The sequence below is a fragment of the Arthrobacter sp. Ha26 genome (genome assembly GCF_059091705.1).
In genome coordinates this window covers 139,770-153,851 of sequence record NZ_JBNHGX010000006.1, presented here as the reverse complement: position 1 = coordinate 153,851, position 14,082 = coordinate 139,770, and the positions used below count along the sequence as shown (strand labels likewise).

The 14,082-nt window shown below is 65.3% G+C and carries 11 protein-coding genes; 7 read left to right on the top strand and 4 right to left on the bottom strand.

From position 1 onward, the window contains the following. The first annotated feature begins 77 nt into the window (after nt 1-77). A complete protein-coding gene (locus AC5RVY_RS14930; protein ID WP_493955484.1) occupies nt 78-3,704 on the top strand; it encodes a TM0106 family RecB-like putative nuclease in 3,627 nt (1,208 codons plus the stop codon). A 24-nt stretch (nt 3,705-3,728) separates the two neighbouring features. On the opposite strand, the gene AC5RVY_RS14925 is transcribed toward AC5RVY_RS14930, so the two are convergent. The 3 genes from AC5RVY_RS14925 to AC5RVY_RS14915 form a co-directional block, all read right to left on the bottom strand. Further along, a complete protein-coding gene (locus AC5RVY_RS14925; protein WP_493955483.1) occupies nt 3,729-4,058 on the bottom strand; it encodes an acylphosphatase in 330 nt (109 codons plus the stop codon). 114 nt (nt 4,059-4,172) lie between these two features. Then, a complete protein-coding gene (locus tag AC5RVY_RS14920) occupies nt 4,173-5,105 on the bottom strand; it encodes a pullulanase X25 domain-containing protein (RefSeq protein WP_493955482.1) in 933 nt (310 codons plus the stop codon). A 264-nt stretch (nt 5,106-5,369) separates the two neighbouring features. Further along, nucleotides 5,370-6,431 (bottom strand): adenosine deaminase, encoded by a 1,062-nt coding sequence (locus tag AC5RVY_RS14915; protein WP_493955481.1) that lies wholly within the window; start codon nt 6,429-6,431, stop codon nt 5,370-5,372. A 48-nt stretch (nt 6,432-6,479) separates the two neighbouring features. On the opposite strand from AC5RVY_RS14915, the gene uvrA reads away from it, so the two are divergent. Both uvrA and AC5RVY_RS14905 read left to right on the top strand, forming a co-directional pair. Then, nucleotides 6,480-9,035, top strand: a complete 2,556-nt coding sequence (gene uvrA / locus AC5RVY_RS14910) for an excinuclease ABC subunit UvrA (RefSeq protein ID WP_493955480.1) — start codon at nt 6,480-6,482, stop codon at nt 9,033-9,035. A 193-nt stretch (nt 9,036-9,228) separates the two neighbouring features. Next, nucleotides 9,229-9,870, top strand: a complete 642-nt coding sequence (locus AC5RVY_RS14905; protein WP_493955479.1) for a transglycosylase family protein — start codon at nt 9,229-9,231, stop codon at nt 9,868-9,870. Between the two features lie 152 nt (nt 9,871-10,022). On the opposite strand, the gene AC5RVY_RS14900 is transcribed toward AC5RVY_RS14905, so the two are convergent. Further along, entirely contained in the window at nt 10,023-10,613 is a 591-nt protein-coding gene (locus AC5RVY_RS14900) for a hypothetical protein (protein WP_493955478.1), read from the bottom strand. Nucleotides 10,614-10,768: 155 nt separating this feature from the next. Between AC5RVY_RS14900 and AC5RVY_RS14895 the strand changes: the two genes are divergently transcribed. From AC5RVY_RS14895 to AC5RVY_RS14880, 4 genes are all read left to right on the top strand, one after another. Beyond that, nucleotides 10,769-11,695, top strand: coding sequence for an MSMEG_6728 family protein (locus AC5RVY_RS14895; RefSeq protein ID WP_493955477.1), 927 nt, complete (start codon nt 10,769-10,771; stop codon nt 11,693-11,695). A gap of 3 nt (nt 11,696-11,698) precedes the next feature. Beyond that, the gene (locus tag AC5RVY_RS14890) at nt 11,699-12,553 is read left to right on the top strand and encodes an SDR family oxidoreductase (protein WP_493955476.1); all 855 of its coding nucleotides are present in this window, start codon (nt 11,699-11,701) and stop codon (nt 12,551-12,553) included. Between the two features lie 49 nt (nt 12,554-12,602). After that, entirely contained in the window at nt 12,603-12,998 is a 396-nt protein-coding gene (locus AC5RVY_RS14885) for a DUF1622 domain-containing protein (RefSeq protein ID WP_493955475.1), read from the top strand. Between the two features lie 161 nt (nt 12,999-13,159). Beyond that, nucleotides 13,160-14,071, top strand: a complete 912-nt coding sequence (locus tag AC5RVY_RS14880; RefSeq protein WP_493955474.1) for a glycoside hydrolase family 16 protein — start codon at nt 13,160-13,162, stop codon at nt 14,069-14,071. The last annotated feature ends 11 nt before the right edge of the window (nt 14,072-14,082 follow it).

Genomic DNA, 14,082 nt, shown 5'->3' with positions numbered 1-14,082 from the left:
TTGTCAGTCCCTCTTGCTAGGTTTGATCCAGGGCCGGGAGAACCGACTTTTGGCCCGGCTGTCGATGGGGAGGCCCCGTGTTTTTGCTAGAAGCAGCGGCTGCCGGTGCGCCGCCGGACCTGGTGTTTTCCGCCAGCGACCTGGTGGCTGCCAGTGAGTGTGAGTACCGCACGCTCCGGATCCTGGACGAAAAACTGGGCCGTTCCCCCAAGGCGGAATTTGCAGCGGACGACATGCAGGTCCGCGCCGGCCAACTGGGTGACAAGCACGAGCACACCGTCCTTGCCAGCCTGATCGCCAAATACGGCGCGTGGGATGCCAGCCGCGGCGCGGGTGTGTACTCGCTGGAGCGCGGGCAGAACCTGCGCAGGGAGCTCCAGGCCAAGCACGCCGAAACCGAACTCGCCTTGCGCTCCGGCGCAGACGTCGTTTTCCAGGCCACATTCTTTGACGGCGAATTCCTCGGCTACGCAGACTTCCTGGTCAATGAGGCCGCCGGCACCGGCAGCTCGGGCCGGTACGAGGTCTGGGACACCAAGCTGGCCCGGCACGCCAAAGTGGGAGCCCTGCTGCAACTCGCAGCCTATGGGGACCAACTCCTCCGGATGGGCCTCGAACCCTCCCCCACGGTGACCCTGGTGCTCGGAACCCGCATTGGTGAGGACTGGCTCCGCAGCAGCCACTCCCTTCCGGACCTGTTGCCTGTGTTCCGCGAACGACGCCGGCGCTTCCGCCAGCTGACAGCGGAGCACCGCGCAGCTGATACCGCCGTGGTCTGGCAGCAACCCGGGATCGTCCACTGCGGCCGGTGCGACTACTGCGCCGGACAGGTACAGGAGCATCGGGACCTGCTGATGGTGGCCGGGATGTCCGTGGTGCAGCGCAGGAAGCTGCATGCTGCCGGCATTTCCACCATCGACCAGCTCGCAGCCATGCCTGCTGAGGATGCCCGGAACTCGGTGGTCCGGCTCCGGGCCCAGGCAAGGATGCAGCTGGGCCTGGACCCGGCAGCCGGATCCAGGACCATCATCAAGGACGGCCAACCGCACACCGTTTCATTCACGGTCCTGCCCGGGCACACCATCGCCTTACTTCCCGCCCCCAGCCCGGGCGACATCTTCTTCGATTTTGAGGGTGACCCGCTCTGGCAGGACCCGGCTACCGGAGCCTGGGGAATCGAGTACCTCTTCGGTGTGATCGAGGCACCCGCTGCGGACCATCCCGGCGATCCTGTCTTCCGCCCGTTCTGGGCGCACTCCCGAAGCGAAGAACGCCGGGCCTTCCTGGACTTCCTGGACTACGTCGAGAAACGGCGTGCCCTGTACCCGGACATGCACGTCTACCACTACGCCGCCTATGAAAAGACCGCCCTGCGCAACCTTTCCCTGGCGCACCAGGCCGGTGAGGACACCGTGGACGGCTGGCTCCGCGACGGCCTGCTCGTGGATCTTTATGCCACTGTCCGGCAATCAGTGCGCATTTCCGAAGCGTCGTACTCCATCAAGAAGCTGGAACCGCTGTACATGGGAGACAACCTGCGCTCCGGCGACGTCAAGGACGCCGGCGCTTCTGTCGTCGCCTACGCCGCTTACTGTGCGGCCCGGGATGCAGGGAACGCCGCGGAGGCGGCGGAAATCCTGGCGTCCATCTCGGACTACAACCAATACGACTGCCTCTCCACCCTCCGGCTGCGCGACTGGCTGCTGGACATTGCCGGGCAGTCCGCCACCGGAATTGATTCGGCAGCTACTTCAGAATCATCGGCCGGTACGCCCGCCGTTGCTGAAACAGGCGGCAGGCCGGCAGCACCTGGCGAGACTGCCGAGGAGCGCCGCCTACGGGAATTCCTGGCCAGCCTGCCGGACAACCGCCCCTGGACGCATGACGAACGGGCCATCGCCATGGTCGCGGCAGCTACCGGATACCACCGCCGGGAGCGCAAGCAGTTCTGGTGGCAACACTTCGACCGGGTGGAAGCACCTGTCGAGAACTGGTCGGACCAGCGGAACGTTTTTGTGGTGTCCTCGGCCGAAGTCACCTCGGACTGGGCGCTGGCCAAGCCGCGCGAACGGATGCGGACCCGCGTGCTGCGGCTTCGTGGCACCATGTCCGAGGGCTCTGACTTCAAAGCGGACTCAAAGTGGTGCCGGCTCTACGATGCTCCTCCACCCGAGGGCATGGCCGCGCCCGGCACAGCTCCCGGCGCAAGGGCGTACACCTTCGGGACCAGGATCAGCGACGTCGGACCGGCTGCTGACAACCCGGAGCACACCATCATCACCATCACGGAGCGCGAAACCGGCAAGGTCACCGCCTACCCTCATCTGCCGGTGGCGCTCACTGAGGACCAACCCATCCCTACGGACAGCATTGAAGCGGCGATCACTGAAATCGCGGCAGCCGTGGGGGCGTCTGTTCCGTCGCTGCCTGCCCAGCCCGGGCTGGACATCCTGCGCAAACGTCCCCCGCGCTTCCGGGCCCTCCCGCGCCCAGTCGATGTCACTCACCGGCCTGACGGTTCCGCCGATTACGCCACCGCCATCACCGAATCCGTCCGCGATCTCGAGCACTCGTACCTCGCCGTCCAGGGTCCCCCGGGCACCGGAAAGACTTACGTCGGCGCCCACGTCATCGGCCGGCTCGTGGCGGAGGGCTGGAAGATCGGCGTTGTGGGCCAGTCGCACAATGTGGTGGAAAACCTGCTCTGCTGCGCCATTGCTGCGGGCGGGGTGAATCCGGCTGTAGTGGCGAAGAAGCTGGTTACCCCCCACGACGTTCCCTGGAGTGCAAGAGCTGAGGGCGACGTCGGCAGGCTCCTGTCTTCCCCCGGCGGCTGCCTCATCGGGGGCACGGCGTGGGTCATGACAGGAAAGGAGGTACCGGCCGGCTCGCTGGACCTGCTGGTGATCGACGAGGCGGGGCAGTTCTCACTGGCCAATACGCTTGCTGTTTCCCGCGCAGCCAAGCGGCTCCTCCTGCTCGGCGATCCGCAGCAACTGCCACAGGTCACGCAGGGCGCACACCCGGAGCCCGTGGATGAATCAGCCCTGGGCTGGCTTGCAGCGGGGCATGCCACCCTGCCAGCCAACCTGGGCTACTTCCTTGCGGACAGCTGGCGGATGCATCCGGAACTGTGCCGTGCCGTCTCGCAGCTGAGCTACGAAGGAAAACTCCACGCCGCACCCGCCGCCTCGCTGCGCCGACTGGAACAGCTGCCTCCGGGCGTGGAAACCGTCTTCGTCAACCATAGCGGCAACGCCACCGCGTCCAAGGAGGAAGCCGCCGAGGTGGTTCGCCAGGCGCGGCGGCACCTTGGCTTGAAGTGGCGGCCGGATGCGGACACCGAATCACGTCCGCTAGGGCAGGAAGACCTGCTGGTAGTGGCCGCATACAACGCCCAAGTCCACCTCATCCGCAAAGCCCTCGAGGAGGACGGCCTGACGGAAATTCGGGTGGGCACCGTGGACAAGTTCCAGGGCCAGGAAGCGCCAGTGGTGCTCGTCTCGATGGCCTGCTCTGCAGCCGGCGAGGCACCCCGCGGCGCCGAGTTCCTCTTGAACAGGAACCGCATCAATGTGGCGGTCTCCCGCGGCCAATGGCGGGCGGTCATCCTCCGCTCGCCCGAGCTCACCAGCTATATGCCGCACCGGCCAGCAGCCCTGGAGGAACTGGGCGCCTTCATCGGGCTGAGCCCCAGGGAGTGAAACCGGGCCAGAAAAGTTCTGTAGTCAGCGTGCGCTGAAGCCGCGGAAAGCACCCTCAGCTTCGGAAAGGGTGTCCTCCACCCGCTCCACCCGCCCCGGTGTCCGGTCAGAATTCAGCCATTCGCGGAGCTCGTGGATCTTCCACTGCGGCCCTTCGGCCACCAAGGCGACCGAACCGTCGTCGAGATTCTTCACTTCGCCGGTCAGGCCCAGCTCTTCGGCCTTGCCCATGGTCCAGAAGCGGAAGCCGACTCCCTGCACCACACCAAAAACACGGGCAGTCAGCCGCACCGCCCCGGCGTCAGCCTCAGACGGATCAGACTCTTCCGGTGATGAACCTGCGTGCCTGGCCATAAAGTGCATGCCCCCGTCGGTGCGGTCCAAGCCCAACCAGGTAGCAGCAAGAGTCGTTGTGGGCGTCCCCACCACAACGACACTTGGCGCTACCCGGTTGGGAGGACGGAGCGGTTAGTTGATGGTGATGTCGCGAGTGCGGTGGTCGTAGCGGATGGTGACCGTGCCGCCGTCGTGGTGCAGCTCGTGGTTGGGACCATCGAACGTGCCGAACGCGCCGTAGTTTTCGTCCCAGGACCGGTTCAGGGCGATCTTGAAGGTGTAGAAACCGGCCGGCAGTTCCGCACTCTTCTTCCAGAGCTGGTCCAGGAAGTCGAATTCCATCTGCGCCTCGTCGTACTGCGGAGCCCAGTTCTCGGGAGCACCGAGGATGGTGTTGAAATCGCCGGCGAGTGCCACTGCCTCCGGCTGCGGGTGCGTCTCAACGTCCGGACCCTCAAACGGCTCAGCGGCTGCGTCAGTCTCATCCGCCTTGGCCGAAGCCTTGCCCCGCACCGCCTTCACCACCGGCTCAACGGCGTCCTCGATCACCTTGGCTGCCTTGCCCACCGCCGCGGCGGCCTTCTTGGCAGGAGTCTTCCGGGTGGCCTTCTTGGCCTCAGCCTTGGCCGCTGCCGGCGCCTGAGTTTCGGGAACGGCAGTTTCAGGAACGGCGGTGGTCTTGCGGACAAACCCTTCGGGAGCGGTTGGAACCGGAGTGTTTGCAGGAACGGGTGTGCCGGCGTCGAGCGCGGTGGCGAAGGACACCGTGTCCGGGTAGGCCACCGTGGCGCGCATGCCGTCCTCGGTGATGGTCCAGCCGGAGCGGCCCTTGACCAGCCAGCCGGCCTTGACCAGCTTTGCCGTGGCGGACGTCAGCGTCTTGTGCCCGCGGGGAATCCCGCCGCTGAGCAGTTCGGCCTCGTGCTCGTTGAACGGCACGCGTGCCGTAGCCTCCGCGAGGACCTGCCCCGCGTTCAGTGCATCACCGGACCACACACCTTCGGTCAGGACATCCAGCACGGTCTTGAGTCGAAGGAAGGTGTTTTCTGCGGTGGACTTGGCCATGGTTCCCCTTTTATAAAAAGCGATCGGTCTTAGGCATCTTGCCAACTGCCCGTTACATCGCGCGACTTGAATTGGTTAACTCTGCGTGTCGTGACCGACTATGAAGCGGACAGTATCGACAAGTGAGTCTGGAGTATCGGGTGTAGGGCTGGCTGCACAACCCTCGAGTGCTTCACAGATGCCGCCCTGCACCCCTCCGGACACGCCTGCGGCACCCAGTTTAGCGGCTCGTTGGCGCGGTTGTAGTTTGAGACACAGGTGGCGTCACCGCACCACGTCAAGGCCGTTCAGTTCAGCCAGCAGCTCCGACTTCCGTTCCTCCGATGCGAATGACGAATGGATGGAGTTCGCAGCGAGGCGGGCTTTGTCGAAATCGGAGAGTTCAAACACAGCGTCCAGCTGCCTGAAGTTGTCGTCTACGTAGCCGCCGAAATAGGCGGGATCATCCGAGTTGACGGAGACGTTCAGTCCCGCAGCGAGCATGGCGGGCAGCGGGTGGTCAGCCAGCGTGTCCACCGCACGGAGCCGGACGTTCGACAACGGGCAGACGGTCAGCGGGATCCGCGCGTCGACGAGCCGCTCCACCAGGTCGGGATCCTCCATGCAGCGGATGCCGTGGTCGATCCGCTCCACGCCCAGGATGTCCAGGGCTTCGAGGATGTACGACGGCGGTCCCTCCTCACCCGCGTGGGCGGTGAGCCGCAGGCCGGCGTCGCGGGCTTTGGCATAGAGCCGCTCGAAGTTCGACGGCGGATTGCCCACCTCCGCGGAGTCCAGCCCCACGGCTCCGATGGGTGCGTTCATTGCCAGCAACGCGTCGAAGACTTCCAGCGCAGATTCCTCTGAAAGGTCGCGCAGGAACGCTGCGATCAGCAGGGTGGAGATCCCGAACTCCTCCTGGGAAGTGGCCAGGACGGAGGCGACGCCATTGACGCAGGTCTCCAACGGAATGCCGCGGGACGTGTGCGCCTGCGGATCCATCATGATCTCGGCATGCCGCACCCCGGCAGCGGCGGCGCGTTCCAGGTATGCACGGGTCATGTCCGCGAAGTCCTGTTCCGTCTGCAGGACCGCCATGTTGGCGTAGTACAGGTCCAGGAAGGACTGCAGGTCCGTGAACTCATACTTCTCCCGGAGCTCGTCCAGCCCCGTGTAAGGCAGGGTGATGCCGTTGCGCTCAGCCAGCGCAAAGATCAGCTCAGGCTGCAGCGTCCCTTCGATATGAAGGTGCAGTTCGGCCACCGGGAGCGGCTTGGCAGGGACGTCCGGCTCGGCCCCAGCGGGCTCGGTTTCAGGCGCGGCAGTACCGTCGGCAAAGATATCCATCCGGTCAGGATAATGCCCTCTCCCGGAAACGCCACTAGAGTCAAACCAATGCAGAACGCCAAGCACGCTGACCACCTGCAGTATCCGGCTCCTGCCCACGCAGCCGACGGCTTTGTCCGGGTGCGTGGAGCACGCGAAAACAACCTCCGCAACGTGGACGTCGATGTTCCGAGGGACGCGATTGTGGCATTCACGGGAGTTTCCGGTTCCGGGAAGTCATCCCTGGCGTTCGGCACGATTCACGCCGAAGCCCAGCGGCGCTACTTCGAATCGGTTGCCCCTTACGCACGCCGCCTCATCCAACAGGGGCACAATCCCAAGGTGGAGCTGATCAGCGGCCTGCCGCCCGCCGTCGCGCTCCAACAGCGCCGGGGCGCCCCCAGCAGCCGGTCCACGGTGGGAACCGTCACCACGCTCTCCAATTCCCTGCGCATGCTCTTTTCCCGCGCGGGCACCTACCCGGCAGGCAGCATCCAACTCGACTCGGATGCTTTCTCCCCCAACACGGCCGCCGGGGCATGCCCCGAATGCCACGGCCTGGGAACCGCGCATACTGTCACGGAATCCTCGCTCGTCCCGGACCCGTCCTTGAGCATCCGCGACGGTGCCGTCGCTGCCTGGCCCGGCGCGTGGCAGGGAAAGAACCTGCGGGACATCCTCACTCACCTGGGGTACGACGTCGACGTCCCGTGGCGCACACTGCCGAAGAAGCACCGGGAGTGGATCCTCTTCACGGAGGAACAGCCTGTGGTTGAGGTAACTCCGCAGCGCGACCGGGTTGCCAAACCTTACAAGGGGCGGTTCTGGAGCGCCAGGAGCTACGTCCTCCACACACTGGCAGATTCGCAGAGTGCATCCATGCGTGAACGGGTGCTTGCGTACATGGAGTCGGGGCCATGCCCGCGCTGTTCGGGTACCGGGCTGACACCGCAGGCCCTGGCCGTCACGTTCGCGGGCAGGACCATTGCGGAGCTCAACCGCCTTCCCATGGCGGACCTGGCGGAGATTCTCCGCCCCACCTCGGAGTTGCACGACCCCGGTACGGCCTCCCGCAGGCAGCTCGCCGGTGAGTCCAACGAGGTTGCGGTGGCAATCACGCGGGACCTGCTCCAGCGCATTACAGTCCTGCTGGATCTCGGGCTCGGCTATCTGGCTCTCGGCCGGGCCACTCCCACGCTGTCGCCGGGCGAGATGCAACGGCTCCGGATCGCCACGCAGCTGCGTTCCGGCCTCTTCGGCGTGATCTACGTGCTGGACGAACCTTCAGCGGGGCTCCACCCGGCGGACGCCGAGCCTCTCCTGGAGGTGCTGGAGCAACTGAAGTCTTCAGGCAACTCGGTGTTCGTGGTGGAGCACAACATGGATGTGGTGCGCCGGGCCGATTGGCTGGTGGACGTGGGCCCCCGTGCCGGTCAGGGCGGCGGCGAGGTGCTCTATAGCGGACCCGTTGCCGGGCTCGCTGACATCGAAGCATCAGTCACCAGGCCCTTCCTGTTCGGCGACGCTTTGCCGCAGGTCCCTGGTGGTGCCCAAGCAAGGCAGGCGCGGGAGCCCGCCGGATGGCTGGAGCTGAAGGACGTCCGCCGGCACAACCTGCGTGGACTGGAGGCGTGCTTTCCCCTGAGCGTCCTGACTGCCGTCACCGGCGTGTCCGGCTCGGGGAAGTCCACCCTGGTGAGCCGGGTGCTGGGAGAGGTGGTGGCCTCAGGACTCAAGTCCCCCGATGAGGCAGGGGAAGCCGGCAACCCGTTGGCCTTGGGAACCGTTACCGGGAGCGGCGGCATCGACCGCCTGGTGACAGTGGACCAGAAGCCCATCGGACGGACGCCGCGCTCCAACCTGGCCACCTACACGGGACTCTTTGACGCGGTCCGGAAGAAGTTTGCCGCAACCCGACAAGCCAAGGACCGGGGTTTTGGTGCCGGCAGGTTCTCCTTCAACGTTGCCGGCGGCCGCTGCGAGACCTGCCAAGGCGAAGGCTTTGTGGCGGTAGAACTGCTTTTCCTGCCCGGCAGCTACGGCCCGTGCCCGGAATGCGCCGGGTCTCGCTTCAACCACGAGACGCTTGAGGTGGAGTACCGGGGCAAGACTGTGGCCGAAGTACTGAACCTGACAGTGGATGCTGCCGCGGAGTTCTTGGCCCAGGTCCCTGCCGCGGCACGGAGCCTCAAAAGCCTTCAGGATGTGGGGCTCGGCTATCTCCGCCTCGGGCAGCCGGCAACGGAGCTCTCCGGCGGAGAAGCGCAACGCATCAAGCTGGCCACGGAACTTCAGCGCGCGCAACGGGGGCACACCCTGTACCTGTTGGATGAACCCACCACCGGGCTGCACCCGGCGGACGTGGAATTGTTGATGGCGCAGCTCCACGGTTTGGTGGATGCCGGGAACTCTGTGGTGGTTGTCGAACACGAGATGGCGGTGGTGGCCGGGGCTGATTGGGTCATCGATCTCGGACCGTCCGGCGGGGACAAAGGCGGGCGGATCATGGCAACCGGGACTCCGGCCGTTGTGGCCCAGTCCCCTGAAAGCCGTACAGCCCCATACTTGGCCGCTGCGCTCGGTCAGGAAACTGCCAGACAACGCCCAGAAAAAATCTCGATTTGATAACGGCAGTGCTATGTCCTAGCGTGAAATGCATGCCCGGCCAGCGGGCGAACATGAATGCCAGGTGCTGCCTCCACCAGAACTGCCCAGCAGGCAGCCACCGAAATTGACCTCAATTCGTCAGGGGTGGGCAGTAGCGCGATGATCTCCGGGGACGGAACCAGCGCTGGTGGCCTTCAGGAGCATAACCATCATGAAAAACACCAGATTCCGTACTGCCGCGCGCCGCGGAGCCACCGTAGCCGCCATCTCCGCCGCAGGACTCGCCCTGTCGGCAACCGCGGCCAACGCCGCAACGAGCACTTCCACCTGGGACGCTCTGGCCCAGTGTGAGAGCGGCGGCAACTGGGCCACCAACACCGGCAATGGCTTCAGCGGCGGCCTGCAGTTCAGCCCCAGCACCTGGGCTGCCTACGGCGGCACTGGTTCGGCTGCAGACGCAAGCCGTGAGCAGCAGATTGCTGTAGCCGAGCAGGTCCAGGCGGCCCAGGGATGGGGAGCCTGGCCCTCCTGTTCCTCCCAGCTTGGCTTGAGCGGCGGCGCCACCGGCACAGCACCGCAGAGTGCCCCGGTGCAGTCTGTTCCTGTCCAGGCGGCGCCAGCTCAGGCCGCCCCAGTCCAGGCTGCCCCCGTCACGGCTCCTGTTGCCAAGCACGTCAGGGCGGTGGCGCTGAGCGGCGAGACCTACACACTGCAGGCCGGCGACACCTTGAGCATCGTGGCCGGCAAGCTGGGCATCAACGGCGGCTGGCAGCAGCTCGCCGACGCCAACCTGGATACCATCTCCGATCCGAACCTCGTTTTTGAGGGACAGGTCATCCAGCTGCCTGCCTAACCATTGACGGCACTGCAGTGCCAGAACACGGCACGGCTTCCCCAAACCGGTCGGCGATAGACAAATTCCGTTGACCAAAGACGACGCCGGCGTGCCCCCAGAAGGGGCGCGCCGGCGTCGTACTTTTAATGCTCCCGAAGGAGCCGGAGGCTTCAGCTGCTGGCGGGCAGCTCCCGCACAATCCGCACTTTCCAGGCCGACTCGTCGCTAGTGTCCAGGAGGGCAACGGTGCCGTGGGCCAGGTTGAGGGCGACGCGCTTGACTGCCAGGAGCTCCAGGTAGAGGTGCTCGTTCATGCGGCTGGGGGTGTCGATCATGTACTTCACGGCGTCGCGGACCTTGCGGTAGTTGGCGCTCTTCTCCCGGTGCATGTGCAGCTCCAGCTCCGACTGCTGCTTGAGCCGGGGCTCGTGCCGGTTCAGCAGTGTGACGGCGGTGTGCACTGCGAGGACGAGGGCGAGCGACACACCGTAAATCCACCATCCGCTGGAGAGCAGGAACAGCGGAAGGTTGCCGATGGCCACGATCGCGATGATCACCCTGAGTGCTGCGATCCGGCGCACCGTACGGGCGACGGCGGCGATACCGTCACGGAAACGGTGCTGGTCCTTCCGGGCAACCTCGGGGTCAATGGTAAATTCGTCAAGGACCAGGATGCCCTTGGCTTCCGGACTCAGCATCTGCCCGTAGCGGGGCGCGAAGGAGCGGGAGATTCCGGCGGTTTTTTCAGGCGTTGATGTCATGAGAGAGCTTCCGAAACGGTGGGTTGTTGCGGTGATCTTAGTGGTTGCGGCTCGCCGATGTATGCATAGGTCCACTATGTGAACACTTCCGCCGCGCGTGTGTGGCGGCCGGCACTGCAATTGGCACATCCGCGAGGTGCCGTCAGACTGAAGGGATGCAAACCTTCCTCCCGTACCCCGATTTCCGGCAGAGCGCCGCTGCCCTGGATACTGCCCGGCTCGGCAAACAGCGCGTCGAAGCGCTGCAGACACTGCGCGCCCTGGTGATTCCCGGATACGGCTGGCAGACCCACCCTGCGATCCGGATGTGGATGGGTTACGTCCCCGCCCTCACTATGTACGGGCTGGCGATGGTGGATGAATGGACCACGCGCGGGCACCCGGATAAGACGCGCGAGAACATCACCGAGTTCGCGCCGCAGGCAGCCCACCCGGACTACGCCGCCAGGATTCCGATGCCGCCATGGCTGGGCGATCCGGATTTCCACCTCAGCCACCGCTCCAAACTGGTGCGCAAGGAACCGAAGTTCTACACGTCGGTCTTTGGGGACGCGGTACCGGACATGGACTACATCTGGCCGGAGCCGAAGCACGAGTTCCTGCCGCAGGAACCCGAGGGCGATATCCTCTGGATCCTCCGTTCGCCGCATCGGGACGTCGACCCCCAGGCCCTGGACACGGTGGCGCTGCCGCCGGTGCACGGTTTTCCGGCTGCCGCCGCCCCTGCTGCTGAGGACGAGCCGGATGACGGCTACTCCCCTGTCTACATCGAGGACGGATCCCGCCGGCCCTCGAAGCAGCCGCGGAAGGCGCCGCCCAAGCCGCAGGTGAAGAAGCCCACCCGCAAACGCCAGGCGCAGGAGGAAGCCTTCGCCACTCTCCCCGGAAAAACACCCGTCGCCGTCCCGTTCGAACACGGCCACAAGTTTGCCGTGGGACAGGTAGTGGGCCGGCCGATCACGCTGGAGGACGGCAGGTTTGGCAGGAACTTCACAGTCACGGAGATCATTGACCGCTCTGCTTTCACCTATCCGGCCCTCCTGCAGGATCCGCGGGTGTTCTTCCCGGTGGAGGCCCCGTAGGTCATGACTGTCCTCCTCGCAGGCTGCGGTGACCTCGGCACCGAAGCAGGGCTACGGTTTGCTGCCCAGGGCCACCGGGTGGTGGGATGGCGCCGCTCCCCCGGAAAACTGCCGGCGGCCATCGAAGGTGTGGCGACTGACCTCAGTGCAGCCAACCTTCCGCCGGTCCCCGCAGACACCACCGCCGTCGTGATCGCCGTAGCGGCCGATTCATCAACGGAAGATGCCTACCGCGCGGCGTATGTGCGCGGGCTCATCAACGTTCTTGATGCGTTGGAGCGCGACGGCGTGACGCCGGGCCGTGTGCTTTTTGTCTCCTCCACGGCCGTTTACGGCGACGCGGGTGGCGGCTGGGTCGATGAGGGCACGGTGCCGGCTCCTGGCGGATTCTCCGGCCGGATCCTCCTGGAGGCCGAGGAGCTCCTGCGTGCCCGGTTTGCCGGGACCGGGACCGTTGCGCTCAGGCTGGGCGGCATCTACGGCCCGGGCCGGACCCGGCTGGTCAACCAGGTACGCAGCGGTTCCGCCATCGTTCCGAATGTCCCCCGCTACACCAACCGCATCCATCGGGACGACGCTGCCGCTGCGATTGTCCACCTTGCCACCATGCCTGTTGCGCCGGCGCCCGTCTATGTGGGAGTCGATAATGACCCGGCAGACCTTGGCACCGTGCTGCGGTTCCTCGCCGCCGAGCTGGGCATGGCCGAGCCGGCGGTGGGTGACGCCGGTCCGGCACGCGGCGGAAACAAGCGCTGCAGCAACAAGCTCCTCCGCAGCACCGGACTGGACTTCACGTTTCCATCATTCCGCGAGGGTTACCGCGACGTCCTGGCCGGCACGGGAGTGCGCCACCCGTAGGCTGGTTGAATGGCCCGGTTCAGGCGTTCGGCAGAGGAAGGCAGGAAACGTGGATTTTCGCGAAGTTATTGAGACTGGCGGGCAGGTTGTCGATTTCGCCGGAGTAGCCGTGATGGTCATTGGTGCCCTGGTGTCCGTTCCCTTGGCGCTCCGCGGGCATCAGCCGCGGAACCTTCCTGCCGGCACGGGGAAACTGAGTTTTTACCGCCTGTACCGCCAGCTCCTGGGCAGATCGATTTTGCTGGGGCTTGAGCTGTTGGTTGCCGCCGACATCATCCGCACGGTGGCAGTCACCCCCACCTTCGAGACCGTCGGAGTCCTGGCCATCATCGTGCTCATCCGGACATTCCTCAGTTTTTCCCTTGAGCTGGAAATTACGGGCCGCTGGCCGTGGCAGAAGGAGTCCCGGGAGTCCGGCGTCCCCGCGGAGGCTCCTGCCGGTTAGGGAACGCGAGCCCCCGCCGCCCGGGCAGTCGGCGCCGCGGACGGCCGTACCCCGCCCGTACAGACTGCGGTACAGTGCGTGTATCTCTCCGCAGGTTCATCGCTCTGATGCCGGTCATACGGCCCGGACCGGTGTCCGCACCTCAGGGGCATCTGAATGACATGAACGCATCCAGGACCATCCAAGCGGCCCCGCCACGGGGTGGCGGCGCAGGGCAGCCCCGACGCCACCTGCGCGTACGCCTCCTGGTCCTGGCAGTCCTCTTCTCGGCTCTGTCATATGGCTCCTTGAGTTTCGTTTCCGATTCACGTGCTCCACATACCAGCCCGCCCAGCGGGGAGGCCATGCCCGTGGGCGACCTGCCCGGTTGGAAGCAGGTCTTTACCGAGGACTTTGTCAGCGGAAACGTGGCTGTGGGCGGATTCCCGGGCGGAATCTACGGGCCGAAGTGGAGCGCAAACTACACCGATGGCACGCCGGATACGGCTGCCCAGTGGTACCAGTCGAAGTCCGGGTACTTTCCGTCCAAGGTCCTCAGCGTCCACGACGGCGTCCTGGACATGTATCTGCACTCCGAAAACGGGATGTCGATGGGGGCGGCCCCGGCACCTAAGCTCAGTGAGTCCAGCCAGCGCCCCTACAACAGCCAGTTATCCGGGCGGTACTCTGTGCGGTTCAAATCCGATGCCCTGCCGGGTTTTAAGACTGCCTGGCTGCTTTGGCCCGACAGCAAGCAGTGGCCCCTGGACGGCGAAATCGACTTCCCCGAAGGGGACCTCGCGGCATCGCTTTTTGCCGCCGTACACCATATCGGCAGCAAAACGGACGGACAGGTAGACCTTTTCCACACCACGTCTTCCTACACCAGCTGGCATACCGCCACCACCGAGTGGACCCCGGGACGGGTTGAGTTTTTTCTTGATGGCAGTTCAATAGGCGTCAGCACAGCAGCCACACCGAACACACCCATGCACTACCTGCTGCAGACTGAATCCTGCTTACCGGAGTGCCCCGAGCCCGGAACCAGCGGCCATTTATATGTGGATTGGGTGGCCATCTGGGAGAAGCGCTAGCCGGGCCGGGT

Excerpts from the sequence above, each read along its gene's own strand:
- AC5RVY_RS14925 (WP_493955483.1), bottom strand. The coding sequence starts at position 4,058 with ATGGCCAGGCACGCAGGTTCATCACCGGAAGAGTCTGATCCGTCTGAG.
- uvrA (WP_493955480.1), top strand. The coding sequence starts at position 6,480 with ATGCAGAACGCCAAGCACGCTGACCACCTGCAGTATCCGGCTCCTGCC.
- AC5RVY_RS14920 (WP_493955482.1), bottom strand. The coding sequence starts at position 5,105 with ATGGCCAAGTCCACCGCAGAAAACACCTTCCTTCGACTCAAGACCGTG.
- AC5RVY_RS14900 (WP_493955478.1), bottom strand. The coding sequence starts at position 10,613 with ATGACATCAACGCCTGAAAAAACCGCCGGAATCTCCCGCTCCTTCGCG.
- AC5RVY_RS14880 (WP_493955474.1), top strand. The coding sequence starts at position 13,160 with ATGAACGCATCCAGGACCATCCAAGCGGCCCCGCCACGGGGTGGCGGC.
- AC5RVY_RS14890 (WP_493955476.1), top strand. The coding sequence starts at position 11,699 with ATGACTGTCCTCCTCGCAGGCTGCGGTGACCTCGGCACCGAAGCAGGG.
- AC5RVY_RS14905 (WP_493955479.1), top strand. The coding sequence starts at position 9,229 with ATGAAAAACACCAGATTCCGTACTGCCGCGCGCCGCGGAGCCACCGTA.
- AC5RVY_RS14895 (WP_493955477.1), top strand. The coding sequence starts at position 10,769 with ATGCAAACCTTCCTCCCGTACCCCGATTTCCGGCAGAGCGCCGCTGCC.
- AC5RVY_RS14915 (WP_493955481.1), bottom strand. The coding sequence starts at position 6,431 with ATGGATATCTTTGCCGACGGTACTGCCGCGCCTGAAACCGAGCCCGCT.